Source organism: Promicromonospora sp. NPDC050249 (assembly GCF_040656015.1).
Lineage (GTDB): Bacteria > Actinomycetota > Actinomycetes > Actinomycetales > Cellulomonadaceae > Promicromonospora.
The window spans coordinates 68,849-90,415 of the sequence record NZ_JBFAKY010000018.1 but is presented as its reverse complement, the minus strand read 5'-3'; the positions used below and the strand labels follow the sequence as shown (position 1 = coordinate 90,415).

Annotated in this window: 24 protein-coding genes; 9 read left to right on the top strand and 15 right to left on the bottom strand. The window is 70.5% G+C overall.

Going from position 1 to position 21,567, the window contains the following annotated elements; all coding sequences use genetic code 11:
- Nucleotides 1-48: 48 nt before the first annotated feature.
- Both AB0I32_RS16280 and AB0I32_RS16275 read right to left on the bottom strand, forming a co-directional pair.
- The gene (locus AB0I32_RS16280; RefSeq protein WP_357507740.1) at nt 49-837 is read right to left on the bottom strand and encodes a DUF899 family protein; all 789 of its coding nucleotides are present in this window, start codon (nt 835-837) and stop codon (nt 49-51) included.
- Nucleotides 838-1,481: 644 nt separating this feature from the next.
- On the bottom strand, nt 1,482-1,841 hold the full coding sequence (locus AB0I32_RS16275; protein ID WP_357507738.1) for a GntR family transcriptional regulator: 360 nt from the start codon (nt 1,839-1,841) through the stop codon (nt 1,482-1,484).
- Nucleotides 1,842-1,893: 52 nt separating this feature from the next.
- Here AB0I32_RS16275 and AB0I32_RS16270 point away from each other — a divergent pair, with 52 nt between their 5' ends.
- A complete protein-coding gene (locus AB0I32_RS16270; RefSeq protein WP_357507736.1) occupies nt 1,894-2,808 on the top strand; it encodes a hypothetical protein in 915 nt (304 codons plus the stop codon).
- Nucleotides 2,809-2,894: 86 nt separating this feature from the next.
- Here AB0I32_RS16270 and AB0I32_RS16265 read toward each other — a convergent pair whose 3' ends face one another.
- Together AB0I32_RS16265 and AB0I32_RS16260 are read right to left on the bottom strand one after the other, a co-directional pair.
- Nucleotides 2,895-3,545, bottom strand: coding sequence for a C39 family peptidase (locus tag AB0I32_RS16265; RefSeq protein WP_357507734.1), 651 nt, complete (start codon nt 3,543-3,545; stop codon nt 2,895-2,897).
- Between the two features lie 42 nt (nt 3,546-3,587).
- Nucleotides 3,588-4,610, bottom strand: coding sequence for a hypothetical protein (locus AB0I32_RS16260; protein WP_357507732.1), 1,023 nt, complete (start codon nt 4,608-4,610; stop codon nt 3,588-3,590).
- Between the two features lie 207 nt (nt 4,611-4,817).
- Between AB0I32_RS16260 and AB0I32_RS16255 the strand changes: the two genes are divergently transcribed.
- Nucleotides 4,818-6,059 (top strand): hypothetical protein, encoded by a 1,242-nt coding sequence (locus tag AB0I32_RS16255; protein ID WP_357507730.1) that lies wholly within the window; start codon nt 4,818-4,820, stop codon nt 6,057-6,059.
- Here the strand turns inward: AB0I32_RS16255 and AB0I32_RS16250 are convergent.
- On the bottom strand, nt 6,056-7,147 hold the full coding sequence (locus AB0I32_RS16250) for a pectinesterase family protein (protein ID WP_357507728.1): 1,092 nt from the start codon (nt 7,145-7,147) through the stop codon (nt 6,056-6,058). The two genes, AB0I32_RS16255 and AB0I32_RS16250, sit on opposite strands and share 4 nt — an antisense overlap.
- Nucleotides 7,148-7,293: 146 nt before the next feature.
- Here AB0I32_RS16250 and AB0I32_RS16245 point away from each other — a divergent pair, with 146 nt between their 5' ends.
- Both AB0I32_RS16245 and AB0I32_RS16240 read left to right on the top strand, forming a co-directional pair.
- Complete coding sequence (locus tag AB0I32_RS16245) at nt 7,294-7,752, top strand: hypothetical protein (protein WP_357507726.1); 459 nt, start codon at nt 7,294-7,296, stop codon at nt 7,750-7,752.
- 26 nt (nt 7,753-7,778) lie between these two features.
- Nucleotides 7,779-8,330, top strand: coding sequence for a DUF1990 domain-containing protein (locus tag AB0I32_RS16240; RefSeq protein WP_357507724.1), 552 nt, complete (start codon nt 7,779-7,781; stop codon nt 8,328-8,330).
- On the opposite strand, the gene AB0I32_RS16235 is transcribed toward AB0I32_RS16240, so the two are convergent.
- Complete coding sequence (locus tag AB0I32_RS16235) at nt 8,299-9,054, bottom strand: alpha/beta fold hydrolase (RefSeq protein WP_357507722.1); 756 nt, start codon at nt 9,052-9,054, stop codon at nt 8,299-8,301. The two genes, AB0I32_RS16240 and AB0I32_RS16235, sit on opposite strands and share 32 nt — an antisense overlap.
- Nucleotides 9,055-9,136: 82 nt before the next feature.
- Here AB0I32_RS16235 and AB0I32_RS16230 point away from each other — a divergent pair, with 82 nt between their 5' ends.
- Nucleotides 9,137-9,367 (top strand): hypothetical protein, encoded by a 231-nt coding sequence (locus AB0I32_RS16230; RefSeq protein ID WP_357507720.1) that lies wholly within the window; start codon nt 9,137-9,139, stop codon nt 9,365-9,367.
- A gap of 1 nt (nt 9,368) precedes the next feature.
- On the opposite strand, the gene AB0I32_RS16225 is transcribed toward AB0I32_RS16230, so the two are convergent.
- The 3 genes from AB0I32_RS16225 to AB0I32_RS16215 form a co-directional block, all read right to left on the bottom strand.
- Nucleotides 9,369-10,172, bottom strand: coding sequence for a hypothetical protein (locus AB0I32_RS16225; RefSeq protein WP_357507718.1), 804 nt, complete (start codon nt 10,170-10,172; stop codon nt 9,369-9,371).
- A 596-nt stretch (nt 10,173-10,768) separates the two neighbouring features.
- Entirely contained in the window at nt 10,769-12,058 is a 1,290-nt protein-coding gene (locus AB0I32_RS16220) for a PQQ-binding-like beta-propeller repeat protein (RefSeq protein WP_357507716.1), read from the bottom strand.
- Nucleotides 12,059-12,201: 143 nt separating this feature from the next.
- Complete coding sequence (locus tag AB0I32_RS16215; RefSeq protein WP_357507805.1) at nt 12,202-12,846, bottom strand: MerR family transcriptional regulator; 645 nt, start codon at nt 12,844-12,846, stop codon at nt 12,202-12,204.
- Between the two features lie 102 nt (nt 12,847-12,948).
- Between AB0I32_RS16215 and AB0I32_RS16210 the strand changes: the two genes are divergently transcribed.
- Both AB0I32_RS16210 and AB0I32_RS16205 read left to right on the top strand, forming a co-directional pair.
- A complete protein-coding gene (locus AB0I32_RS16210) occupies nt 12,949-13,389 on the top strand; it encodes a hypothetical protein (protein ID WP_357507714.1) in 441 nt (146 codons plus the stop codon).
- A complete protein-coding gene (locus AB0I32_RS16205) occupies nt 13,386-14,561 on the top strand; it encodes an SMP-30/gluconolactonase/LRE family protein (protein WP_357507712.1) in 1,176 nt (391 codons plus the stop codon). The genes AB0I32_RS16210 and AB0I32_RS16205 overlap by 4 nt, the downstream gene beginning before the upstream one ends.
- Before the next feature lie 267 nt (nt 14,562-14,828).
- On the opposite strand, the gene AB0I32_RS16200 is transcribed toward AB0I32_RS16205, so the two are convergent.
- A complete protein-coding gene (locus AB0I32_RS16200; RefSeq protein ID WP_357507710.1) occupies nt 14,829-15,077 on the bottom strand; it encodes a hypothetical protein in 249 nt (82 codons plus the stop codon).
- Between the two features lie 258 nt (nt 15,078-15,335).
- Here AB0I32_RS16200 and AB0I32_RS16195 point away from each other — a divergent pair, with 258 nt between their 5' ends.
- Complete coding sequence (locus AB0I32_RS16195) at nt 15,336-15,524, top strand: hypothetical protein (RefSeq protein ID WP_357507708.1); 189 nt, start codon at nt 15,336-15,338, stop codon at nt 15,522-15,524.
- Nucleotides 15,525-15,720: 196 nt separating this feature from the next.
- Nucleotides 15,721-16,572 carry an MHYT domain-containing protein gene (locus tag AB0I32_RS16190; RefSeq protein ID WP_357507706.1) on the top strand — a complete coding sequence of 284 codons (852 nt, stop codon included), beginning with the start codon at nt 15,721-15,723 and terminating at the stop codon, nt 16,570-16,572.
- An 863-nt stretch (nt 16,573-17,435) separates the two neighbouring features.
- Here the strand turns inward: AB0I32_RS16190 and AB0I32_RS16185 are convergent.
- The 5 genes from AB0I32_RS16185 to AB0I32_RS16165 form a co-directional block, all read right to left on the bottom strand.
- Nucleotides 17,436-18,320, bottom strand: a complete 885-nt coding sequence (locus tag AB0I32_RS16185) for a YwqG family protein (protein ID WP_357507704.1) — start codon at nt 18,318-18,320, stop codon at nt 17,436-17,438.
- 686 nt (nt 18,321-19,006) lie between these two features.
- Nucleotides 19,007-19,708 carry an NAD(P)-binding domain-containing protein gene (locus AB0I32_RS16180; protein ID WP_357507702.1) on the bottom strand — a complete coding sequence of 234 codons (702 nt, stop codon included), beginning with the start codon at nt 19,706-19,708 and terminating at the stop codon, nt 19,007-19,009.
- A gap of 22 nt (nt 19,709-19,730) precedes the next feature.
- A complete protein-coding gene (locus tag AB0I32_RS16175) occupies nt 19,731-20,084 on the bottom strand; it encodes a UBP-type zinc finger domain-containing protein (RefSeq protein ID WP_357507700.1) in 354 nt (117 codons plus the stop codon).
- A gap of 135 nt (nt 20,085-20,219) precedes the next feature.
- A complete protein-coding gene (locus AB0I32_RS16170) occupies nt 20,220-20,573 on the bottom strand; it encodes a nuclear transport factor 2 family protein (RefSeq protein WP_357507698.1) in 354 nt (117 codons plus the stop codon).
- Nucleotides 20,574-20,578: 5 nt separating this feature from the next.
- Nucleotides 20,579-21,544: an alpha/beta hydrolase gene (locus tag AB0I32_RS16165; RefSeq protein ID WP_357507696.1), complete on the bottom strand. Its 966-nt coding sequence runs from the start codon at nt 21,542-21,544 to the stop codon at nt 20,579-20,581.
- Between the last annotated feature and the right edge of the window lie 23 nt (nt 21,545-21,567).

The following is a 21,567-nucleotide window of genomic DNA, read 5'->3' as shown; positions in this document are numbered from 1 at the left end:
CGCAGGGACCCGCGCCGGCTCCGGCCCAGTCGGCCCGGCCCGGGACGGTCAGTGGTGGTGGTGCTCGCCCGCCGTCACCGGCGTCGCACCTGGTCGGGTCCACTGGATGGCGGGCCGCCCGCCGTTCCAGCTGTTCCCGACGCCGTCCTCGTCAGCGCGCCAGAACCAGCCCGCCGCCTTGCCCTCGGGCCAGCCCTCGGGGTAGTCCTGCCAGGCCTCCATGCGGCCCCGTGCCGTCATGTCGAGCAGGGCGAGCGCCGGCATGGTCGCCTCGGCCCCGCGTCCCGTGACGGTGTTGGTGAGGAACACCCGGTCACGTGCGCGCAGGAAGCACATCCAGGTGCCGAAGTCGCCGCCGCCCACCGTCTCGTCGTCGGAGTCGAAGACCGAGTACCAGTGCTGCGGGTACCCCATGAACTCGACGAACGGCGCCAGCTCGGCGTACGGCGCCTTGGCGAACACCGCGAACGACACGCCCCGCGCCTTGAGGTACGCCGGGTTCTGTACCGCCCAGTAGGTGAGGGTGCAGCCCTCGCACTGGTTCTCGAACGGCTCGCCCAGGTGCCACATGTGCTTGTAGACGATCAGCTCCTCGCGGCCCTCGAACAGGTCCAGCAGGGTGGTCGGCCCCTCCGGGCCGACGACGACCGCCGCACCGTCAACCTCGGTCATCGGCAGCCGGCGCCGGGCCGCGGCGATCGCGTCGCCCTCGCGGGTGTGCGCCTTCTCGCGCACCAGCAGCTCGTCGCGCGCGGCCTGCCAGGCCTCCCGGTCGACGACGGGCGGGACAGCGGCAGTCCCGGCCTGGTCGGTGTGGCTCTCGTGCGTTGTGGTCATGACGTCTCCTCGTTGGCCGTGATGGCGGGTCCCTCTCCCGGGACTACTGACGACCGGCCGGAGAGAAGTTCATCGGTCGGGCGCCCACCACTTCGACGAACGAGCCCGGCGCAGATCGACACGGACCATCCAGATGGGCCATCGACATGGACCGTCCGCCCGGAACACCGCACGCGACGGGGCAGCCGTCGCCGTCGAACCGCAACGTGGGGGTGTGTCTGTGCGTCGAACCGCAACGTGGGGGTGTGTCTGTGCGTCGAACCGCAACGTGGGGGTGTGTCTGTGCGTCGAACCGCAACTTGCGGGTGTGTCTGTCCGTCGAACCGCAACCTGCCGGTGTATCTACCCGTCGAACCGCAACGACATGCCGAATGTGAACGCAGTACCGGCGTGTCGTTGCGGTTCGACGCACCGATGCACGGGCAGCTTGCGGTTCGGCGCACCGATGCACGGGCGGGTTGCGGTTCGGCACGGGGCAGGATCGCTGAAGGTGGCCTACGGCCGCTACCGACCCGCCGCTACCGCCGGCCGCCACCAGCCGGCCGCTACCGACCCGCCGCTACCGACCCGCCGCTACCGACCCGCCGCCACAGACCCGCCGCCCACAGACCCGCCGCCACCGACCCGCCGCCACCAGCCCGCCGCTACCGCAGCGCCGCCGCGACGATCTCCAGCGCCTCGGCCCGGCCGATCCCGAGCGCGCGGACCGTCTCCGCGTACGTGGACGCCGCGGCCTGAGCGAGGGAGAGGCGCTGGTCGCCGGCCGCGCTCACGAAGGTCCCGGCCCTGCCGCGGGTCTCGACCAGGCCCGCCGCCTCCAGCTCGCGGTACGCACGCGCCACCGTGTTGACGGCGATGCCGAGCTCTGCCGCGAGCGCCCGTACCGTCGGCAGGCGTGTGCCGACGGGCAGGGTCCGGTCCGCCATCTGCTGCGCGAGCGTGGTGCGCACCTGCTCGAACGGCGGAACGGGGGAGTCGGCATCGATGCTGATCACGGCACCCACAGTACAAGCGCCGGTCGTTCACCACTGCGCGTTCGCGGTTAGTCTCACGTCCATGAGCGACGCCTACCAGCGACCCGAACCCACCGAGCAGCGCACCCCCGAGGCGATCCCGCTCGGCACCGCGCCCCGGCCCGCCGACGCCGCCGATCTTGTCGCCCGCGTGCGGGTGGCGCTCGCGGAAGCGCTGGGCGGCCGGGCGGTCGGGCTCGAGCGGGCTGCCGTCAACGCGGTCCTCGACGGCGCCGACGTCGCGTCCGCTGACATCGACCTGACGGGCGTCGTCGTCCGCGCGGACGGCGCCCCCGGGCAGGCGGGCGCGTCCGGGCCCGCCGATGCCGCGAACCAGTGGCGCCCCGAGGTGGTCCGGCGCGAGCCGGGCACGCTGCGCCGTCTCCGCGTGGACGCGCACCGGCTCGTCGCGGTGGACCTGCCGATCGACATCACCGCCGAGGTGGAGGGGCTGCGGTTCGACTGGGTGGAGGGCTCCGACGGACGCGTCGGCATCCAGCCGGTGGAGCCCAGCGAGGCGCACCCGGTGGCGGGTCACTCGCGCGTCGCCGTCGACAAGGCAGGCCTGGTCGCGACGGCCCGCGGGCTGCTCACGGTGGTGCTGCTGCAGCAGGGCGTCACGCTGACCGGGCTGGACGTCGACCTGGTGTCGCGGGGCCCGCGCGCTGCGGCGCTCCGGGTCGACGCCGCGATCAAGAAGGGCATGTTCCTCTCGGCCCGGGTGCAGGCCACCGCGTCGGTCAGCGTCGACGAGAACATGGTCCTCGCGGTCCGCGACGTCCAGCTCGCGAGCGGCAACCCCATAGTGGCCGCGCTGCTGGGCACCATCAGGGGCCGGGTGGAGGCCGCCACGAGCCGGGACATCGACCTCGCCGAGCAGCTGCCCGACGGCGTCCGGCTGGCCGACGTGCGCCTCGACGTCGGCCAGGAGCTCGTGGTGAGCGCCAGGCTGGCCTGACGGGTGGCAATCTAAGCCTCAACCTGAACCTGAAGGTTGGCCAACTCTCAACCTCGACTCGAACCTCAGCGCGCCATCGCGGGCGTTCAGCTCTGCGACGTTCGGGGCCGGCCGAGCGCGACACCACGTCCGGCGTAGAAGCGGTCCAGGTCGGACCAGCGGACGCGGGCGTACTCCTGCGACCGCCCAGGGAGCCCGGACGGGTCGTGGATCACGACGTGCTCCTCGTCGGCGCCGACGGCGAGCACCAGGTGTCCACCGCGGCGGGGCGGAGCCGGGTCGAGCGAGCGGATGGTCCGGTAGACCGACAGCATCACCAGCTCCCCGGCAGCGACGTGCTGGGTGATCTGGTCGATCGGCAGGTCCGGGTAGACGTCGGCGACCAGGCCCCACCGAGCCCGCACGTAGGCGGCGAAGGGAGCGTAGATGAGGCCGTCGAGACCGCCGTCGTCGCGGTGGACGTAGGCGCCGACCTCCACGCAGTCGGCGGCGAGCTGCATCGGGTTCGGGACGTCCAGGTCCCAGTACCCCAGGGCCATGCGCAGGCACGCCACGCCGCACAGCTGGTCGGCCCACCACTCGTACTCCTCGGCGGTGCTCGCCCCGTACTCGGCCCATCGTGGGTCGTCGGCGGCACGCATGGTGCCGCCGACGATCGCGGGCACGAGCTCGGGGGAGGCCCACTGCGAGTAGTACGGGACCTGGTGTCGGACGGCGGGCGAGGCGGTGTTGGTCACGGCGCCATTCTCGCGTGTCCGACACGTGACCCGGCCCCGGGGTCAGTACGGGTTGTTCACGTAGGCGCGGTCCAGCGCCTCCGGGATGCGGAAGTAGTTCGCCGCGAGCCCCGCCGGGTCGGTCGCGAGGGCGCCACGGCCCGGGCCGTCGTTGCCGTCGTCCCAGCCCCACGGCGCGTTCGCGGAGTTCTGCGAGCAGGAGATGCCGCCGTCGCCGCAGCTTCCGGAGCCGTCGCCCGCGAACGTGCCGTGGCTCGCGAACAGCGACGTGCTGGTGCGCTGCGACCAGAGCCCGCCGGGCGCGTGCACGTCCACCAGGCGGTAGGAGACGTTGCGGTCGTCCGGGTGCTCGGGCACCTCGGCGCGGCCCGCCGGGTAGTAGACGACGCCGTCGCCCCGGATGTCGTAGCCCGGGCGGGCCTTGAGGCCGTGCCCCTTGGCCTCCTGGGCGGTGACGGGGTGGGCCAGCCCGTCGTGCGGGCTGGTCGCCGTCTGCAGGGTGCCGTCGAGGCTCTCGGCGCCGGCGCCCCACGTGCTGCCCGCCGGCGTGTACGAGAAGAAGTCGGTGTGCGCCACGGTGACCGCCGCGCGCAGGACGCCGTACGTCGAGCCGTCCTTCTGGACGGCGACCATGACGCCCTCGGCGTCGTTCTCGTGCTCCGTGTCGAAGATCGAGTCGGACCAGTCGCGCGGGTGGAAGAACATGTAGGTGACGAACCAGTGGGTGCCCGTCTCCAGCACCGAGTAGTAGGCGGTCGCGGCCAGGGAGTGGTTGCCGGTGTTCTCCCAGTTGTTGCGGGCGTCGAGGTCGCCGTCGAAGTCGTAGGCCGCGAGGTAGTCCGACCGGCCGCCCAGCGCGTTGGTGCCGGTCTGGTCGACGTCCTGGTAGTGGATCGGCGCCCAGCGCTGCGCCAGGTCGGCGCTGCTCGCCGCGGAGAGCTCGGCGGGCACCGGCATGTTCGCCGTCGTACCCGCCGCCGCGGATCCCGCGGCCGTGACACCCAGGGCGACCACGGCCGCCGTCGTCCCCATCGCGAGCTTCAGTGTTCGTGCAGGTCCAGACATGTTTTCCCTCGTCCCGATCGGCAGTGGCCATCGTCAAGGGAAGACTTCACCCGCGGCATTGCCGACGGGCAAAGTGCGCATGGCAAACGGGTGACGACTTGTCGGGACCAAGATCGTCCCGGACTTTCCGGTACAGACCGCCGCGTATGCGATACGTTTCGAACGACGACGTACCGTGCGCCTCTGGCGCGTCGAGAACCGAGAACCATGACAGTCACGACGACCACTCTGGCCGAGCGCCTGACCGACCTGGCCGACCTGACGCCGCTGACCGAGACCACCAGGAGCCCGGACCCAGCCGCGGTGTACGAGCGGCTGCGCGCCAGGTGGGGCAACGTTGCCCCGGTGCTCCTGGAGGGCGACGTGCGGGCCTGGCTCGTGCTGGGGCACCGGGAGCTGGCCACGCTGCTGCGCAACGAGAGCCTGTACTCGCGCGACTCCCGCAACTGGAGCCTGGTCGCGGCCGGCGGCCTGGACCCCGGCAGCGGTGTCGGCGCGATCCTCGCCCCGCGGGACAGCGTCTACTACGTCGACGGGACGCGGCACCGCCACCTGCGCCGTCTTGTCGACGACGCGTTCGAGGGGTTCGACGAGCGCCGCCTCGCCGTGACCGTCAGGCAGTGGTGCGAGAGCACGCTGGACCGGGTGGCGGCCAGGGGCGAGGCCGACCTGGTCAGCGAGTACGCGTGGGCCGTGCCGCTGCTGGCGATGTCGACGATGTTCGGGCTCGACGCGGAGGAGGCGCGGGCGATGCTGGGCCACGCGCGCCGGATCTTCCGGGCTCAGGGTGCGGAGGGCGCCGAGGCGCTCACCGCGCAGAAGCGCCTCATCGTCGACCTCGTGGCCCGGCGCCGGGCGCAGCCGTCGGACGACATGACCTCGGCGATCCTGCGTCACCCGAGCCGGCCCTCCGACGAGGACGTGCAGAGCGCGGTCTCCACGATGCTCGTCCTGGGCAGCGAGTTCGAGGTCGCGTGGATCACGCAGGCGCTCCGGCTGCGGCTGACGGACCCGCGGTTCGACGGACGGTCGGGCGGCATGCTGTCGGCGTCGGACACGCTGGAGGCCGTGCTCGGCTCCATCCCGCCCGCGAGCAACACCGGGCCGCGCTACGCGATGGCGGACACGATGCTGGGCGGTCGCAGGATCGCGGCGGGCGACGCCCTCGTGCCGGGCATCCTCGGCGCGAGCGCGGAGTCGCGCGGTGCGTCGGGGAACGACCTCTGGCTCGAGCCCGGCAACCTCGCCTACCTCACCTGGGGTGCGGGCCCGCACGCCTGCCCCGTGCGGCGCCCGGCCAGGGTGATCGCGCAGGTGGCGGTCGAGGTGGCGCTGCGCAGGCTCGGCGGGGTGACGCTCACGGTCCCCGTCGACTCGCTGCCCGTCACGGGAACCCTGTGGTCGTCCATGCCATGGCAGCTCCCGGTGCGCTTCGAGGTGCCCGGCTAGCGCCTGGCCTGCTCGGCCTGGGGCGCCCACCCGTCGGCGCCGGCCAGGTAGTCGTCGATCTCGTGGTCCGCGGCCTCGGCGTCGGACAGCTGCGGCCGGTGCTCGTTCGCGACGGCGCCCGGTCCGTGGTTGTCGTGCTCGGCGTTGCTGCCCGCGGTCCAGTCGAAGCCCGACATCGTGGTCCACGGGTCGGTCTTGAGGTAGGTGCCGAGCCGCGTGTCACGGACGACGGCGCGCGGGTTGTTGTCCGGGGCGCTGGACGGGTGCCAGGGCCGGCCGAGGTAGTACGAGCCGTCCCGTGCGTCGGACACGATGGAGCTGTCGATGACGAGGAAACCGCGGGAGAACCCGGCTGAGGTGCTCGGCGCGAGGACGTAGCCGCTGGGGTCCGAGGCGCGGGGCAGGGCATTGATCGTGGTGTCGTCCAGGACGGCGGTGGCGCGCCCGAAGATGAAGTCGACGTCGCCCTCCACGTAGCTGTCGTGCACGTACACGCGTGCTGGCGTGGTCGCAGAGGGGGAGTCCAGGTAGAGCGTGTCCTGGTTGCCGAGGAACCGGACGTCGTCGAACACCACCCGGTCGGCGGCGGTCTTCACGGCGACGGCCTGGTGGCCGGTGAACTCCGGGTGCGCGGCCTCGTCGAACGCGTTCTCGAAGGTCACGGCTTCGGCGCGGAAGTCGGCGCCCTGGATCGTCACCGACGCGCTGCCACTCGTGCCCCACGTGCCGCCCTCGGGCCTCGGTGTGCCCGCTGCGCGGTCGTCGGTGAGGACGACGTCCTCCGGATCGCCCGTGGAACCCACGAACGAGAGCCGCTGGTGCGCCGGGTCGACCACCACGCGTCCCGCGTACCGGCCCGGCTCGAAGACGATCTCCACCCGGCCCGCGAAGTCGGTGGGCGCCAGGTCCACGGCCTCCTGCGCGCCGGTGGCGTCCCCGCTGCCGTCGGCCGCCACGACGATGCGCACGACGTCGTCCGCGGGCGACGGCTTGCACGCCGACGACGCGGCACCTCCCAGCAGCGGCGCCAGCGCGAGCGTGGGGGAGAGGAACAGGGCGAGCGCGGGCAGGGCGAGAGGTGCGGGCATCGTTGCCTCCAGGGCTGTGCTTTCCTGTGCCGAGAAACCGGTTTCTCGGTACAGGAAAGCACAGTGCGAGGACCGGGACAAGGCCCCGGGTTCATGACGTTGCATTGGACAGGAGGTACATTCCGCCTAAAAGCCATGGTGCCCGCATGCAGCTCACCGACCCGCGGTTCGACGGGCGGTCCGGAGGGCGGCTGTCCGCGCCCGATACCCTGACCGCGGTGCTCGGTTCGGCACCACCCGCGCCCAACACCGCACCCCGCTTCGCCCTCGCGGACACGACGCTCGGTGGCCGGAAGATCCTGGCCGGCGACGCGGTCGTGCCCGGCATCCTCGGCGCGAGCGCGGAGTCGCGCGCCACCGGCGACGACATCTGGCTCGAGTCCGGCAACCTCTCGTACCTCACGTGGGGCGCCGGCCCGCACTCCTGTCCCGCACGCCGGGCCGCCACGGTGATCGCCCAGGTGGCGGTAGGGGCCGCGCTGCGCCGCCTCGGCGGCGTCGCGCTGACGGTCCCGCCCGAGGAGCTGCGCGCCACCGGGACGCTGTGGTCGTCCGTCCCCCGCGAGCTCCCGGTCCGCTTCGAGGAGCAGCGCCCGGCGCGGTGACCTCGGGGGGCCGCTAGGCTTCCCGGGTGCAGCTGACCCGGCCCGACCTCGCGCGGATCCTCGACCGATCGGCTGCCGAGCAGCCGACCGCCGAGCTCGGCTGGCTCGACGCACCACCCGCACGTGCCCGCGTGCTGCGCGAACGGGTGGTGCTCGGCCCGGACGTGACGGCGGCCGCCACCGCCGACGCGCTCTTCGGCTGGCAGATCCACCGCGGCGCGGGGCTCGTCATCGTCCCGAGCGGCCCGGCCGACGTCGGCGTGACCGTGGTGCAGGCCGTGCGGGCGGGGCCGCTCTGGTTCGCCGCACCGTGCCGGGTGGTCGACGTCGTCCGGACCCCCGACGAGACCGGCTTCACCTACGCGACGCTGCCCCGTCACCCGGAGACAGGTGTCGAGTCGTTCCGCGTGCTGCGCGACGGGGACCGGCTCGTCTTCGAGATCCACGCGGTGGCCCGGCACGACTTCTGGGGCTCCCGGATCTTGCCGCGCGTCGCCCACCGTGTCCAGGACCGGGTGACGCGCGGCTATCTGAGCGCCGCCGGGCTCAGCCCCGGAACTCGGCCAGGAAGTCCGTGATCAGCGCCGTCACCTCGTCCGGACGTTCGAGGTTGGGCAGGTGCCCGGCCCAGCCGAGCTGAGTGTGCTTCGCGCCCGGGATATGGCCGGCGAGGTGGTTGGCGATGGCGCGGAAGTGGTCGAGGTCCTGGCCGCCCGAGACGACGAGGGTGTGAGCGGTGATCGACTCCAGGTCGATCTCGGGCCCGGCCTCCTGGTTGATGTCGTCCCCGGCGGCGAGCTGAACGTCGAACGCACGCCGCTGCATGGTGCGCACCAGCTCGCGGGCGTCGTCGTCGGCGTCGGGCCCGAGCCAGGTGGCGACGTTCAGCTCGGTGGCGCCGTCCACGTCGCCCGCCTCGAGCAGCGCGTCCTCGCGCCGCCCGAACCGCTGCACCGAGCGGGTGGGGGGCAGCGCGAAGGCCGAGTTCAGGAGGACCAGGTGGGACACGAGGTCCGGCCACTCGGAGGCCAGCTGGAGCGCCACCTTCCCGCCCGCCGACGCCGCGACGATCGCCACCGGGCGCTCGCCGAGCGAGCTGAGCAGCGCCCGCACGTCGCCCGCGTTGTCGAACGGTTCGCTGGTCAGCGGTGTGGCGCCGTAGCCGCGCAGGTCGCACCGGATCACGCGGTGGTGCTCGGCGAGATGTGACCGCTGCGGGTCCCACATCCGGGAGTCGGCGACACCTGCGTGCAGAAGCAGGACGGCGGGACCGGAGCCCGTGACGTCGTGGCTGAGAATCATCCGCTGACCGTAACCGTGGCGGCGCGGAACTTGCTAACGCATTCGATGGACGCCGGTGCGGGTGACGGGTAGGATCGAACGCATGTACGAATCATCGGAAGGTCAGGTGCCCGGCCGACCAGGCGCGCAGGCGGTGGGCTCGCCGGTCGACGCGGCGTTCGCCGCGCTGCTCGACGGGCTGTTCGCCGGCCCCCGGGTCACGTACCCGCCGGTCCGGGAGTCGGCCACGTACTACGGAGGTCATGCTCACGGGCGTCGTCGGCACCGGCGCTTCGTGCTGCGCGCCGGTGCCGATCTCGACGATCCGCGCTGAGCTACAGCACCACCGCGAGCACCGCGGCCACCAGGGCCAAGGCGATGCCGACCCAGGCGAACGTGGTGGCGGTAGCGGCCTTCTTGGTGGCGGCGTCGGCAGCTTCACGCGCAGCGTGTGCGGACGTCGTCGCGGCGTCGGCGGCGGCCTGAGCCGCTGAGGCGACGGCGCGCGCCGAGTCGAGGTCGGTGCGCAGCGCGCCGGTGGTCGAGGTGAGCTCGTCGATCCGCTCCCGCAGCCGCTCGGCCTCCTCGCGGGCAGCGCCGGCGGACTGCTCGATCGCGGTGGCGAGCTCGCCCGCCGCGGTCTCACGCGCCTGCTCGATCGCCTGGGTGAGCGCCTGCTCGTGGGCCTTCGCCTGCGCGACGCTCTCCTTGGCGATGAGCTCGCGCAGGTCCGTGGCCTGTTCCTTGAGGTTGACGGTCAGCTCGGCGCGGACCTCCTCGGGGGTCAGGGGCTTGTCCGGCTTGGCGAGGTAGGCGTCCGCCCAGGTGCGGCGTGACCTGCTCGGCCGGCCGGACTGCGCGCCGTCGTCGGCGGCAGGCTCCTTCTCCTCGTCGCTGAGGCGGTCGAGAGCCTCGGCCGCGGCCTTGACCGCCGGCGGGGTCTCGACCGGCACCTTGGCGCCCTTTGCCGCCTTGGGTGCCGCGGCCGCTGCCACGGGCGCGGCGTAGTCCGCGTCCTCGCTGTCGTTCGACGCGGACTCGGGAATCTTGATGGGCTTGGTCAACAGTGCCCGGAGGCGGTCCATCCGCTCGGCCTTCTCGCCGCCCTCGCTCGGAGGCGCGTCGCTGTCGCTGCTCATGCGCAAAAGGTACTGCTCTGCCCGTTCTAGGTCGACTACCTCGACGGGCGCGGCGTTTACCTGTGCCGATGCTTCACCCTTTTTGGGCGGCGGTGGACAGGAATGGCCTTCAGTGGACATCTGAAACCCAAACTTTGCCCAACGGGATCTGGGTGGGGTGGGCGATCGATCGGTGAGCCGTTGCCACTGGCGGGCGGTGGGTGCGGGCGACACCTGGTGGGTGGGGAGGGACCACCCATGGCCAAGACCTTGAACTGCCGCACGTTTGGTGCGCTGGAAGCGCACAAGCACCCGAAGACGGGCAGGGTGACAAGTTGGCGCGCTCGGTGCAGACGTACCTGGCTATGTCCTACAAAGGTTCCAAAGTTCCTGGCGTCACTCCGAAAGGATCGTCGGAGGAGTGAACGACCGAACGCCCACCTCCGCGGCGATCAGGCGAGACAGGAAATCGTGCGGACGACGGTCTCGGTCCGGCCCATGGGCGCGACGATAGGGACGCGCCACGACGCTACAAGCTGCCCGCGGCGGTGTCATCGCACCGGTCGAGCGGGCGCTGGACGCCCCGGTGGTCCTCGCGCTGATGATGGCGGCGACCATCAGCCGGGTAGTTCGTACGCCACGAGGTGGACGTGCCCCATCTTCTCAGCCGGCCTGGTGAGCGCGTAGACCACCTGGCCGTCCGGCACGAGGTCAAAGGTCATGACATCGGCCGTCTCGGGCAGAGCACCCGCGTCGACCAGGGAGCCGTCGCGCGGGTCCAGCCATCCCAGGCGCTGGTCGTACTCTCGGACGCCTGCGCCGTTGTCGGCCCATGCGGGGTACTCCACGAGTATCTGCGCGTCGCCCGGGCGGTGCCAGAGGCTGGGATACCAGTCGCTACCGGGCAGCATCGCTCTCCACAGCTGTTGGCCGGTCTCCAGGTCCCAGCCGGCATAGTGGGGGTACCTCGGCGTGGACTGCTCAGAACCGCTCAAGCCGACCACCGCCGAGTCGGTGACGACCGCCTGCGTGCCGGCGGACCTTCCATCCGGCACCGTGATCTCCTGGGTGACCTCGCCGTCGTCGTCGAAGACGACCAGCGTCTCGTCCTGCCAGAGAGCCAGGCGTTCTCCGGGCACGACCGCCAGGCCGTCAAGGAGTACGGGGCCGGGGATCGAGAACAACAGGTCGCCGCTCTCGGTGTCGAAGACGTAGGCGCCGACCTCCTCGCAGTTCGTGACCACGACGCTGAACCGGGCCGAGTGCTGCCACCCGTACGGACGGCAGGTCTCGGCCGCCGGTACCTTCAGCGCGGGCAGCCGCTCGCCACTGTCGACCGAGAAGCGGAAGTAGCCACCCCGCCCGCCAAGGCTGACCGTGATCGCCTCGAGGCCGGCACTGACACCGGAGACGATGGCGCGGCCGTGCGGGTCGCTCAGCGGCTGGCTCCACAGCACCTCGCCGATCCCTGCATGCACGGCGGCCACAATTGAGCAGGTTCCCTCGTCCCTCGAGGTGTAGAGCACCGCACCGATATCGTCACCGTTCAGCGTCGTGCTCGACCAGCACGGCTCACCGGCACCCTCGGGGGACTGCAGATGCCACAGCTCTTCGCCGGTGTCCGGGGCGTAGGCCGACACACCGCCGGCCGTGACGGTGGCGACCGTCGTACCCGTGATCCAGATGGTGTTGACCGAGTTCTCCGTCTTCACCTCAGGAGTCGACCAGAGCCGCCGGACGTCGCCTGCGTAACCGCTGACGTCCTGGGGCAGGGGTGACTGGGTCGGGGCCCGCCCGGCGTCGGTGGAGGAGGTCTGGCTCGGGTCCTCGTCGCCCGCCCCCCACCTGGTCTCCCCACCGCTCGTGCAGCCGGCAAGGAGCAGGGCGCCGACCGCAACGCCCGCCACCCATCGGATCCAGCTCGGACGAGTCGGCGCTCCATCCCTCCGCATGGCCCGCATCTTGCCACCACCGAACCGGGACCCCTCCCAGCCTCGCGAGTCGATGTGGCGCCGCCTCGTATCAGAGCGTGGCTCACGTCCGCGGGCTCTCACGTCGAGGCTTCGTGGCTCTCGTCAGGTGCCAGCCGCTGCGCGACGGCGGACTCCTGTGCGAGGCGTCTCAGGGCTGAGAGGACAGCGTCGCCGAGCACGGTCGCCGCGACGACGGCCTCGGCGCGAACCTCGTCGCCGTCCAGAGCGAGGAGCTCATCCACCTCGCGGCGCGCCAACGACTCGGCGGCATCCGCGTACGAGTCGAGCGCCGCGAGGAGCTCGTCGCGGCCGACCTCCTGCAGCCTCACGAGGGCAGAAGCAAGGGATGCCCGCGCGGGATTGTGGTCGCGTACGCGCCATCCGCGCCGCGCGATGAGGTCGTCAACCTGCTCGAGCGCCGCCGGCGGAAGATCGGCGACGGACGGGCTGCGGCCGGCGGACAGGCCGTACTGCACCTGCCCGAGCACGCCGAACTCGTTCCCGGACTTGGCCTCCATCGCCGAGATGACGCCTTTGGCGCCCTCCACCGACAGCCCTCCGACCTCGAGCAGCGCCCGCACCAGGCGTAGCCGGCGCACGTGCGAATCGTCGTACGCGGCCTGGTTGGGGCTGGTCAGGCGCCCTGGAGGAAGGAGGCCTTCGCGCAGGTAGTACCTGATCGTGGGAGCGGGTACGCCGCTTCGCTCACTCAACTCCGCCATCCGCATGCGGCCATCCTACTTCCGAAAAGAAGTGGGGATACATGTAGTGCCGCTACATGTATTTATGCTACACATGAGTCCTCGCCCTGGTTGGAGGAACTCATGACCATCCCTGCTCGCTTCTCGTCGCCCGGACCCACCTCGACGCCGCCCTCGTGGCCCCTTCGGATCACCCTGGGGCTCATCGGGTTGCTGACGATGACGCCCGCGCTGGCACTCGTCTCACCCGGGCAGCTCGCCGGCTACGGAGTGATGTCCCCTGACGCCGTGGTCACCACGCTGCTGCAGCATCGAGGCGCACTTCAGCTCGTGCTCGGAGCCGCGATCATCTGGGCAGGCTTCGACCGCCACGTGCGCGTACCGATCCTCCTCGCCGCAACCTTGACAAAAGGCGTCGGCGTCCTGCTCACCGTCACCCGGCCGGCCGTCTTCGAGGCGTCGTCCGGCAACGTCGGCCTCTGGTTCGACATGGTGTGTCTCGTCGTTCTCCCGGCGATCGCGGTCGTGACCCTGCGCCGTCGGCTCCGCGAGCACTCCCGATGAGCAGGACGACACGGCGACGGCTCAGCGGCACGGCCGGCCGCGGGCGCGACCAGGTAGGCAGCCGCGCCCGCTCCCCGCGTCACCGCGTCCATGGGTGGACGACCGCGATCGTCGTGGTCCTCGCTGTCCCCTTCGTCGCGCTGGCGGTCTTCCTTCTGACCGTTCCCGCGCCGGTGGAGGGGTTCGACCCCGAGCCGTGGCGACCGGACCGAGCGATCGACCTGCCCGAAGAGGCCACGACGCGCGCCCAGGTGGAGGACCTCACGGCGGAGGTGATCCCTGGCCCGGAAGACATCGCGACAGACGCCGAAGGGAACCTGTACACCGGCGACCGGGACGGCGTGATCTGGCGCTACACCCCAACAGGCGACGCGCCCGTCCGGTTCGCCGTGCCTGATGGCCGGCCGCTCGGGCTGGCCTTCGCCCCTGACGGGCGGCTCATCGTTGCCAACCACGGGGTCGGCCTGCAGGCCATCAGTCCCGACGGCAGCGTCGAGACGCTCGTCGACGAGGTCGCCGGGGAACGGATCCTCTTCGCGAACGACCTCGATATCAGCGATACCGGCCTCGTGTACTTCAGCGACTCCAGCTCCCGCTACAACACCACGACCCTCGGCGACGAGTCCTCGTCGTACCTGCTTCCGGATGCCATCGACGGGCGCGCGAGCGGACGCCTGCTCGTGTACGACCTCGGCACGGGGCGCAGCGAGGTTCTGCTGGACCGTGTCTACTTCCCCAACGGTGTCGCGCTGACCGCCGATGGTTCGGCGCTGTGGGTGGCCGAGTCGAACCGCTACCGGGTGCTCGAGTACGACCTCGCCACCGGCGCCACCAGGAGCGTCTACGAGAACCTCCCGGGAACGCCCGACAACATCGATCGCGACGCGGATGGACGGATGCTGGTGGCGATCTACGAACGCAACGCTGCCCTGGACAACCTCGTCCTGCCCTACGCGATCTCACGCGAGATCCTCATCCGCCTGCCCAGCGACCTCTTCGTCAATGAGGAGGACCCGCTGAGCGGCAGCATCCTGGTAGCCCGCGACACCGGAAGCATCGTCGAGTTCCTCACGGGTCTGACTCCGGCCGCCACGAGCGTCCATCCCGACGCAGAGCGCTGGTATCTCGGCGCGCTCCTCGGCCAGCCCATCCGATGGATGCCGGCGCCATGACGGGCAGGGCCCTGAAGTATGGGCGGATCCACCGCTGCACGCGCAGGGGACTCCTCTGCGCGAGGGGCTGCAGGACTGGCTGGCGAGACCCATCTGTGCCGGCCTTTCGTGTCGTGCGGTACAGGCCCGAGTGCGGTGGGCACTTCAGCTGGCGACCGGCCGGGCGCGGTCGAGCATCCCGCGGGACGGCTCGTGCACGCCGTCCTGCCGGCACACGAGGCCACATCTGATCAGACGAACGACTCACTGTCGGCCGGGCGAGCCTCTTCAGTCGTGCTCGCGCTGGTCTCCGGCGGTGTCCCCGGGGCGGGCCATCGACATCGCGAAGGTCGGTGCGAGACCGGCTCCGAGCGCAATGCCGATCGCTATGCCGAAGATGCCCATCGACGGGACGAAGACCATGCCGAACGCAATGCCGACGCCGATAGCGAGCCCGACGCCGGCACCCCAGTTCCAGCGCCGGTGGGGCGGGCTTCCTGCGTCATCGCGGGGCTCGCTGGATTCGCTGTCCTCCATGAGATCCACCGTAGAACGGGAGGTCGGCCAAGTCTTCCTATCTGCTCCAGAACGCGACCTGTTCGACCGAGATTCCACCAGGGCCACGTCTACCCCTTCCCCGGAATCGGGGTCACGCTCGCCGCAGGGTACGGAAGGCACGGAAGACGGGGCATTGTCATGGCGGACCACCATCGACAGAGGCGGTGGGGTCGCCTGCTGCGTGAAGGTGGAGGACTCCTCGGACCGGTGGCTGGAATCTAGCGACTAGGTGGGCTCGTGGGTCACCTTCTGACGGTGCCTAGTTCTCTTCTTGCCGGGCCGGACCGAGTGATCGACGGCACGATCATCGGACCACCACCCCGTGAGGCCGAGGCCCGGCTCTACCTCGCCGGACCGCGGCTGAGGAGCACCGCGGATCCGCTGCTGCACCTCGCGGCGGCGGGTGCCATGGTGCTGATCGGTTGATACGAGCGCGAAAGGGGCCGTTGCCGGCGGGGCGACTTGGGCGGGGCTCGGCCGTGGTGTGCAGGGATGTGGCCCCGTTGGACCTGCTTTGTTCGCGGGCGAGCAACCTAGGGCTGCTAGGTTTCACCCGGCCGGGAGGTTTCCGGCATTCGCGCAAGAAGCGCGCGAGCCTTATCAGTGAGAGGCCTCGTTCGTCATGCCCGCAATCGACCACTTCACCTTCGGGTTCCTGACCCCCGTCCTGGCGTACGCCATCTCGTGCACCGGCGCGGCGACGGGCCTCGCGTGCACCTCGCGGGCACGTGCCGCCACCCCCGTCGCGCGAGCGGTCTGGCTCGTCCTGGGAGCTATCGCCCTGGGTGGTACCGGGATCTGGGTGATGCACTTCGTCGCCATGCTCGGTTTCTCCGCCTCCGGCGTCGAGATTCGCTACGACATCCCGCAGACGCTGCTCAGCGCCGCCGTCGCCATCGTGATGGTCGGTACGGGCCTGTTCATCACCGAGCTGGGCAAGCGCAAGCTGCCCGCCTTGGTGCTCGGCGGCGTCCTGGCGGGTGTCGGAGTGGCTGCCATGCACTACATGGGCATGGCGGCCATGGAGATGTCGGCGCAGATCGCCTACGCCCCGACCTACGTCATCGCCTCGGTCGTCATCGCGGTCGTGGCCGCCACCGCGGCGCTGTGGTGCACGGTCCACATCCGCGGCACGCTCGCGACCATCGTCGCGACACTGGTCATGGGGATCGCGGTGACCGGTATGCACTACACCGGCATGGCCGGTGTCTCGGTGGTCAATCCGGTCGACACCGTGCCCGCGGGTGCGTCGACCATGCAGTTGCTCGTGCCGCTCGTGATGGCGGTCAGCATCGTCACGTTCCTCCTCATCCTCGGGATCGGCCTCTGGCCCACCGAGGATGAGCTCCGCGAGCAGATCGCGCTCGAGAAGCGGCTCCGAGCCCAGGGGCAGGCGGTCGGCCAGGCCGCTGGTCTCCCGGCCAACGAGCAGGATCGCGCCACCCAGCGGACCCGCATACCCCAGGTCTACTGAGCTTCCCGCAATCGCGCTCGAACTGCTCCGCCTTGGGTCACGAACGACCTCGACCTCGCGGGCATCTCCACGGCGTGGCCGAGCGGGTGCCAGCTGAGACCCTGAAGCTCGGCACGCACGGGCCGGACCGCCTGCTCGCCACCTGCTGAACTCGGCCCGACTTCCCGGCGCCGTTCGGCCCGAGGAACCCGGTGACAGCCCGGGTCGGACGGAGAAGGACAGGTCGTCGACGGCTGTCTTCTCGCCGTAGCGGCCGAGCCAGCAGATTGTCTCTGCGTCGGTAGGATCGTGGGCAACCAGTGGTTGGGTGTGCTTTCCATTGGGTGCTGAGTCGAGGAACAAGAAACGCCCGCAGTCGCGGCCAGGTCACACCGCCTCTGCCGACGACCACCTCAGCGCGCTGCGCGCGCCGCCGTCGGAACGCCACCTGACGTCGTCAGGGTCATCGCGCGAGAGAGCACTTCACCGCTCGTCGAACCACTCGGACAAGCCTCCGAGGTCGTCTGCCGGAGGCTGTTGGCTGACACGGTTCGTGACACAGCTGCCCGCCTCAGGGCCTGCATGGCACGCGAAATGACACATTTGCAGTACCCACCGATGCCCACGGTTGCCCACTGTCGGGTCGACGCGGCACACATGGGCCATGTAGCCCGGGAACGGCAGTATCAAGCCGTTCTTACCGTCCAATGCGGCCGGACGGCACGGATTCGGAACGCGCCTCGCGAGCGGCAACGGTGGCTTCCTGCGGAACAGATGTTCCGCGGCAGATGGGCGCCGTCGGGGCAGCAAGGGCGACCTCCACCAGGCGAGAACCCGGTGCTGTCGAAAGCCCCACTGTTCTTACCGGGCGGGTGAGAGGCGTCTCAGCAGCACTGCATGACGAAGCGGATGTTGGTGAAGTCGCCGCGGGCGAGGTCTTCGGGGCGGGCGAGCCAGTAGAGGGTTCCGGCGTCGCCCCACATGAGGTCGTTGTCCGAGTCGACTTGGAACACCAGCACCCATTGGTCGGTCTCTGCGGCGATCGTGTCCTGACCAGGGCGGTGCGGGCCGGTCAGGCCGCTGTCTGCCGAGCGTCGACGTCGAACCTCGTCGTGAGCGGCTTCGAGTTCCACAGGTCCTTGGACTGCGATGGCCCACCCGCCGACCTGGTGGCGAGGCAAGTGCCCACGCAGCCGCTCCATGGCGTCGACAAAGTCTGCGCTGTTGACGGGATGGTCGAGCCACGCCCGGTAGTCCGCGTCGGCGTCCACGCCGAAAGTGACTGGCAGGATGGGGTGGAAGGCGTCCGGCGCGGTGAGAGTGGGCCGCCCGGTCAGTTCCCGCTCTGCGTAGGTCCGGGTGCCCGCGGGTGCGGCGGTGACGGGAAGCCCATCGGTGGACACGTACAGAACGTGGAAGCTGTCCAGGTGGGCGGCGTCGGCGAAGCCGTCGTCGTCCGGATCGTCCAGGACGAAGAACGCCAGCCGCCCCGTCGCCGGTAGCGAGACACCTGGATCGTGGCCTGTGGCCGAGAGGGCCGCCAGGTCCACCTCACCGACGAACGACAGCGGTCCGACACCGTGCCACACGGGCCAGGGCGTCCCAGCCGGCAGGTGTGGTTGCCCACCCAGGCGGGCGACGACGACTTCGCCAGGGCTTGCCTCGTCCAGCGCGACGGCCGGGCGAACCAGGTCGAGCCACGTCGCTGCGGACCGCGGATCGAGATGCTTGTTCGCGATGGTGGCGGCCTGGGCCAGAAGGTCGGACATGCCGTACAAAGTAACGGGACTCTCTGACGGGACCGGGACCAGCAACGCCGGCGTCTTACCGAACAGCGTGCTCTACTCCCCAAACCGCTACCTGGATGGGGACGGTTTCCGGGGTAGGCATCACTGCGGATGCTCGAGGCCACGGCGGACCACGTGGATGCCGTCGTTCCGGGTCACGGCTCCATCGGCAGGGCCGGCCAGGTGCGCTCACGGGTCGAACTGGATCACGCGTATATACACGCATTGCGCGACGGCCGTGATCCCAGCGACCCGCGCATCGGCCCCGCCGCCAAGCCTGGCTGGGAATGGGTGAGTGACTTCCACGCCGGCCAGGCCCAGAGCGTCGCTCAGAGTAGCGAGCGCGACGGACACCCGGCTAAGAGGTCGCACGGGTAGGGTGCGGCGTGGCACCGACCCGCCCCGGGTAGACCGCCGCGAGCTGGGGCGTCAAGCGGTCCCTGCTGACCGGCGGCGGCATCGGCGGTAACCGGCACGACTCCGCGCTGCTACGCCTACCCTGAAGAAGCTGGGCATGTTCGGGTTCCACGGATCCCAGCAGACGGGCGCCCCGGAGCTTGGGCTGGGACACCCAGCCCAAGCGTTCTGGAGCGGTGACGGATCTTCCTTGTCTTCCAGGGTTGACGTTACCGCCTGGTCGTTCAGGGAGAGACGCAAACGCGCTGTTGTCAGCGGCTCTCGCTCGAGACCGCAGGCTTGGCCTGGTCACGGTAGCGGGTGGCTTTCGCGAGTGCCTCGCGCATCTGCGTGGCGTTGCGCCGCACCCCGTAAGCGGGCAGGTCGCGTTGGAAGCGCCACCCTTCGGCGAGCGGACCGACGTCGACGACGTCGAAGCCGAAGCTGTCGATGAGTTCGCGGACGACAACCTTGGCGTCGAGGTCGTCCCCCGCGATCGCCAGGGCCCTGCGGTCGCTGGACCCGGCCGGGCTGCCGTCCGTGGTGAGGTCGGCGGCCGACAGGTTGTTGAGTGCCTTGACCACCGATGCGCCCGGCAGGGCGGCTTGGAGGAGCTCGGACGTCGTCGTGCGCTCGTCGTCGAGCTCCGGGATGTTGCCGTTCCACGCGGGGTAGTAGTTCCCCGTGTCGATCACGACCTTGCCGACGAAAGCGTCCGCGGGAAGCGCGGCGTACGCGTTGATCGGCAGAGCGACAACCACGATGTCTGCGTCTTTGACGGCGTCCGCGACTGACGCTGCCACGATTGCGCGCTCTCCGAGCTCGGCGACGAGCCCGTCGAGGCCCTCACCGTGACGCGAGTTCGCCAGGACGACGCTCTTTCCGGTGCGTATCGAAGCTCTCGCGACTTGTGCCCCGACGTTTCCTGCTCCGATGATGCTGATCGTTGCCATGATTTTCTCCGTCTCCTGCATTGCGGTCGTTGTCGAGACAGCGTCAGTCGCTGTCGCGCGTCTCAAGAATCAGCAGCCAGTCGGCCGGGAGCCGATCTGCCGGTCCAGGCGCTGGCTGGTCATCGGGATGGCTATGCGGTGGGGCCAGGACCGGACCGTCGGCGAATCGCTCGACCTGGTAGTCCCAGAACCAGTCCTCCCCGGGTTCGAAGCTCTGGATGACCGCGTGACCGGTCTCCTGGGCGTGGGCGCTCGCGTGGCGGTGCAACGAGTCGTCACAACAGCCCACGTGACCGCATGCGGTGCATCGTCTGAGATGCACCCACCATGAGCCGGTCTCGTCGCACTCGACGCAACCGTTTCCGCTCGGTGGCACCTCGGTGTTGATGTCAGTCATGCGACTCCTCTTGGTGCGAGACATCAGGCAGCAGGGCGGGAGCATGCCCGCCCTGCTGCGGGTGGATCAGGCTGACGCAACGACGACGCAACCCGGGGGCCGACGCTTCGACTCCCGTGACGAGCGCCTGTCGGGTCAGCCTTCTAGCAGGGTCCAGAGTCGCCCGATGCGGTTCTCCTCGAGCAGCACGACGTCCAGACCGCGTGCGACCGGCTCGCCGCCGGCGGGCGCGAGGGCCCATGGCCGCATCCCGAGGTCGCCCGTACCACGGAACGGCCCGGTGTGGGTGAACGCGAGGCCGGGAGCCTCGTCGAGCAGCCGGGTCACGGTGGCGGCCAGGTCGTCCCGTCCGCGTACCGTCCGCTCACCATCGGCGAAGACGACGTCCTCGGTGAACAGCTCGGCGATCACCTCTGCCCGACGCGCTGGGTCGGGCTCGTTGAACACCTGCTGGATCATCCGTTCCAGCAGCTCGGACTCGTCCGCCATGTCGGTCAGTCCGTTCCGAGGACGTCGCGCAGGAAGGCGATGCCCTGCTTGATGGCGGCCTCGGCGGCATAGGTCTCGCGCAGCGGGTTGAGGCCGACGAAGTCGTGCACGATGCCGGCGTAGCGCACGGCGGTGACGTGCACGCCTGCCTGGCGCAGCTTCGCGGCGTAGGCCTCGCCCTCGTCGCGCAGCACGTCGGCCTCGCCGACGATGACCAGCGCCTTCGGCAGCCCGGTCAGGTCGTCGAGGGTGGCGCGCAGGGGGGAGGCGGTGATCTCCGCCCGCTTGGCCGGGTCGGTGGTGTACTGGTCCCAGAACCACTGCATGCCCGCGCGGGGGAGGAAGTAGCCCTCGGCGAACTGGTGGTACGAGCCGGTCTCGAAGTTGGCGTCGGTGACCGGGTAGTACAGCAGCTGTCCGGCGAAGGTGATGCCCCCGCGCTGCTTCGCGAGGATGGTGGTGACGGCGGCCATGTTGCCGCCGACGGAGTCCCCGGCGATCGCGACGCGGCTGGTGTCCAGGTTCTGCTCGGAGCCGTTCGCCGCGATCCAGTCCGCGACGGTGTAGACCTGCTCGATCTGCGTCGGGTACTGGTGCTCAGGGGCGAGATCGTAGTCGGGGAAGACCACGGCGGCCTGTGCACCGACGGCGAGCTCGCGGACCAGCCGGTCGTGCGTCTGCGGGCCGCCGAAGACCCAGCCGAGGCCGTGCACGTACAGGATCACCGGCAGGACGCCGGTGGTGCCGGCCGGGCGCACGATCCGGACCCGCACGGATCCCGTCGGGCCGCCCTCGACGGTCAGGTCGGTGACGTCGGCGTCAAGAAGGACCGGCGGCGGGTCGCTCTGTACACTGTCGACGATCTTGCGACCCTCTTCCGGCGAGAGCTGGTAGAGGAACGGCGGGTTGGCGTTGGCGTCGCTGAACACCTGTGCCGGCGCTTCGAGCACGGGCTTGATGGGCTCGGTCATGGGATGGTTCCTTTCGGTCTTCA

Excerpts from the sequence above, each read along its gene's own strand:
- AB0I32_RS16280 (WP_357507740.1), bottom strand. The coding sequence starts at position 837 with ATGACCACAACGCACGAGAGCCACACCGACCAGGCCGGGACTGCCGCT.
- AB0I32_RS16270 (WP_357507736.1), top strand. The coding sequence starts at position 1,894 with ATGAGCGACGCCTACCAGCGACCCGAACCCACCGAGCAGCGCACCCCC.
- AB0I32_RS16260 (WP_357507732.1), bottom strand. The coding sequence starts at position 4,610 with ATGTCTGGACCTGCACGAACACTGAAGCTCGCGATGGGGACGACGGCG.
- AB0I32_RS16255 (WP_357507730.1), top strand. The coding sequence starts at position 4,818 with ATGACAGTCACGACGACCACTCTGGCCGAGCGCCTGACCGACCTGGCC.
- AB0I32_RS16250 (WP_357507728.1), bottom strand. The coding sequence starts at position 7,147 with ATGCCCGCACCTCTCGCCCTGCCCGCGCTCGCCCTGTTCCTCTCCCCC.
- AB0I32_RS16245 (WP_357507726.1), top strand. The coding sequence starts at position 7,294 with ATGCAGCTCACCGACCCGCGGTTCGACGGGCGGTCCGGAGGGCGGCTG.
- AB0I32_RS16235 (WP_357507722.1), bottom strand. The coding sequence starts at position 9,054 with ATGATTCTCAGCCACGACGTCACGGGCTCCGGTCCCGCCGTCCTGCTT.
- AB0I32_RS16230 (WP_357507720.1), top strand. The coding sequence starts at position 9,137 with ATGTACGAATCATCGGAAGGTCAGGTGCCCGGCCGACCAGGCGCGCAG.
- AB0I32_RS16225 (WP_357507718.1), bottom strand. The coding sequence starts at position 10,172 with ATGAGCAGCGACAGCGACGCGCCTCCGAGCGAGGGCGGCGAGAAGGCC.
- AB0I32_RS16215 (WP_357507805.1), bottom strand. The coding sequence starts at position 12,846 with ATGGCGGAGTTGAGTGAGCGAAGCGGCGTACCCGCTCCCACGATCAGG.
- AB0I32_RS16210 (WP_357507714.1), top strand. The coding sequence starts at position 12,949 with ATGACCATCCCTGCTCGCTTCTCGTCGCCCGGACCCACCTCGACGCCG.
- AB0I32_RS16205 (WP_357507712.1), top strand. The coding sequence starts at position 13,386 with ATGAGCAGGACGACACGGCGACGGCTCAGCGGCACGGCCGGCCGCGGG.
- AB0I32_RS16200 (WP_357507710.1), bottom strand. The coding sequence starts at position 15,077 with ATGGAGGACAGCGAATCCAGCGAGCCCCGCGATGACGCAGGAAGCCCG.
- AB0I32_RS16190 (WP_357507706.1), top strand. The coding sequence starts at position 15,721 with ATGCCCGCAATCGACCACTTCACCTTCGGGTTCCTGACCCCCGTCCTG.
- AB0I32_RS16185 (WP_357507704.1), bottom strand. The coding sequence starts at position 18,320 with ATGTCCGACCTTCTGGCCCAGGCCGCCACCATCGCGAACAAGCATCTC.
- AB0I32_RS16180 (WP_357507702.1), bottom strand. The coding sequence starts at position 19,708 with ATGCAGGAGACGGAGAAAATCATGGCAACGATCAGCATCATCGGAGCA.
- AB0I32_RS16175 (WP_357507700.1), bottom strand. The coding sequence starts at position 20,084 with ATGACTGACATCAACACCGAGGTGCCACCGAGCGGAAACGGTTGCGTC.
- AB0I32_RS16170 (WP_357507698.1), bottom strand. The coding sequence starts at position 20,573 with ATGGCGGACGAGTCCGAGCTGCTGGAACGGATGATCCAGCAGGTGTTC.
- AB0I32_RS16165 (WP_357507696.1), bottom strand. The coding sequence starts at position 21,544 with ATGACCGAGCCCATCAAGCCCGTGCTCGAAGCGCCGGCACAGGTGTTC.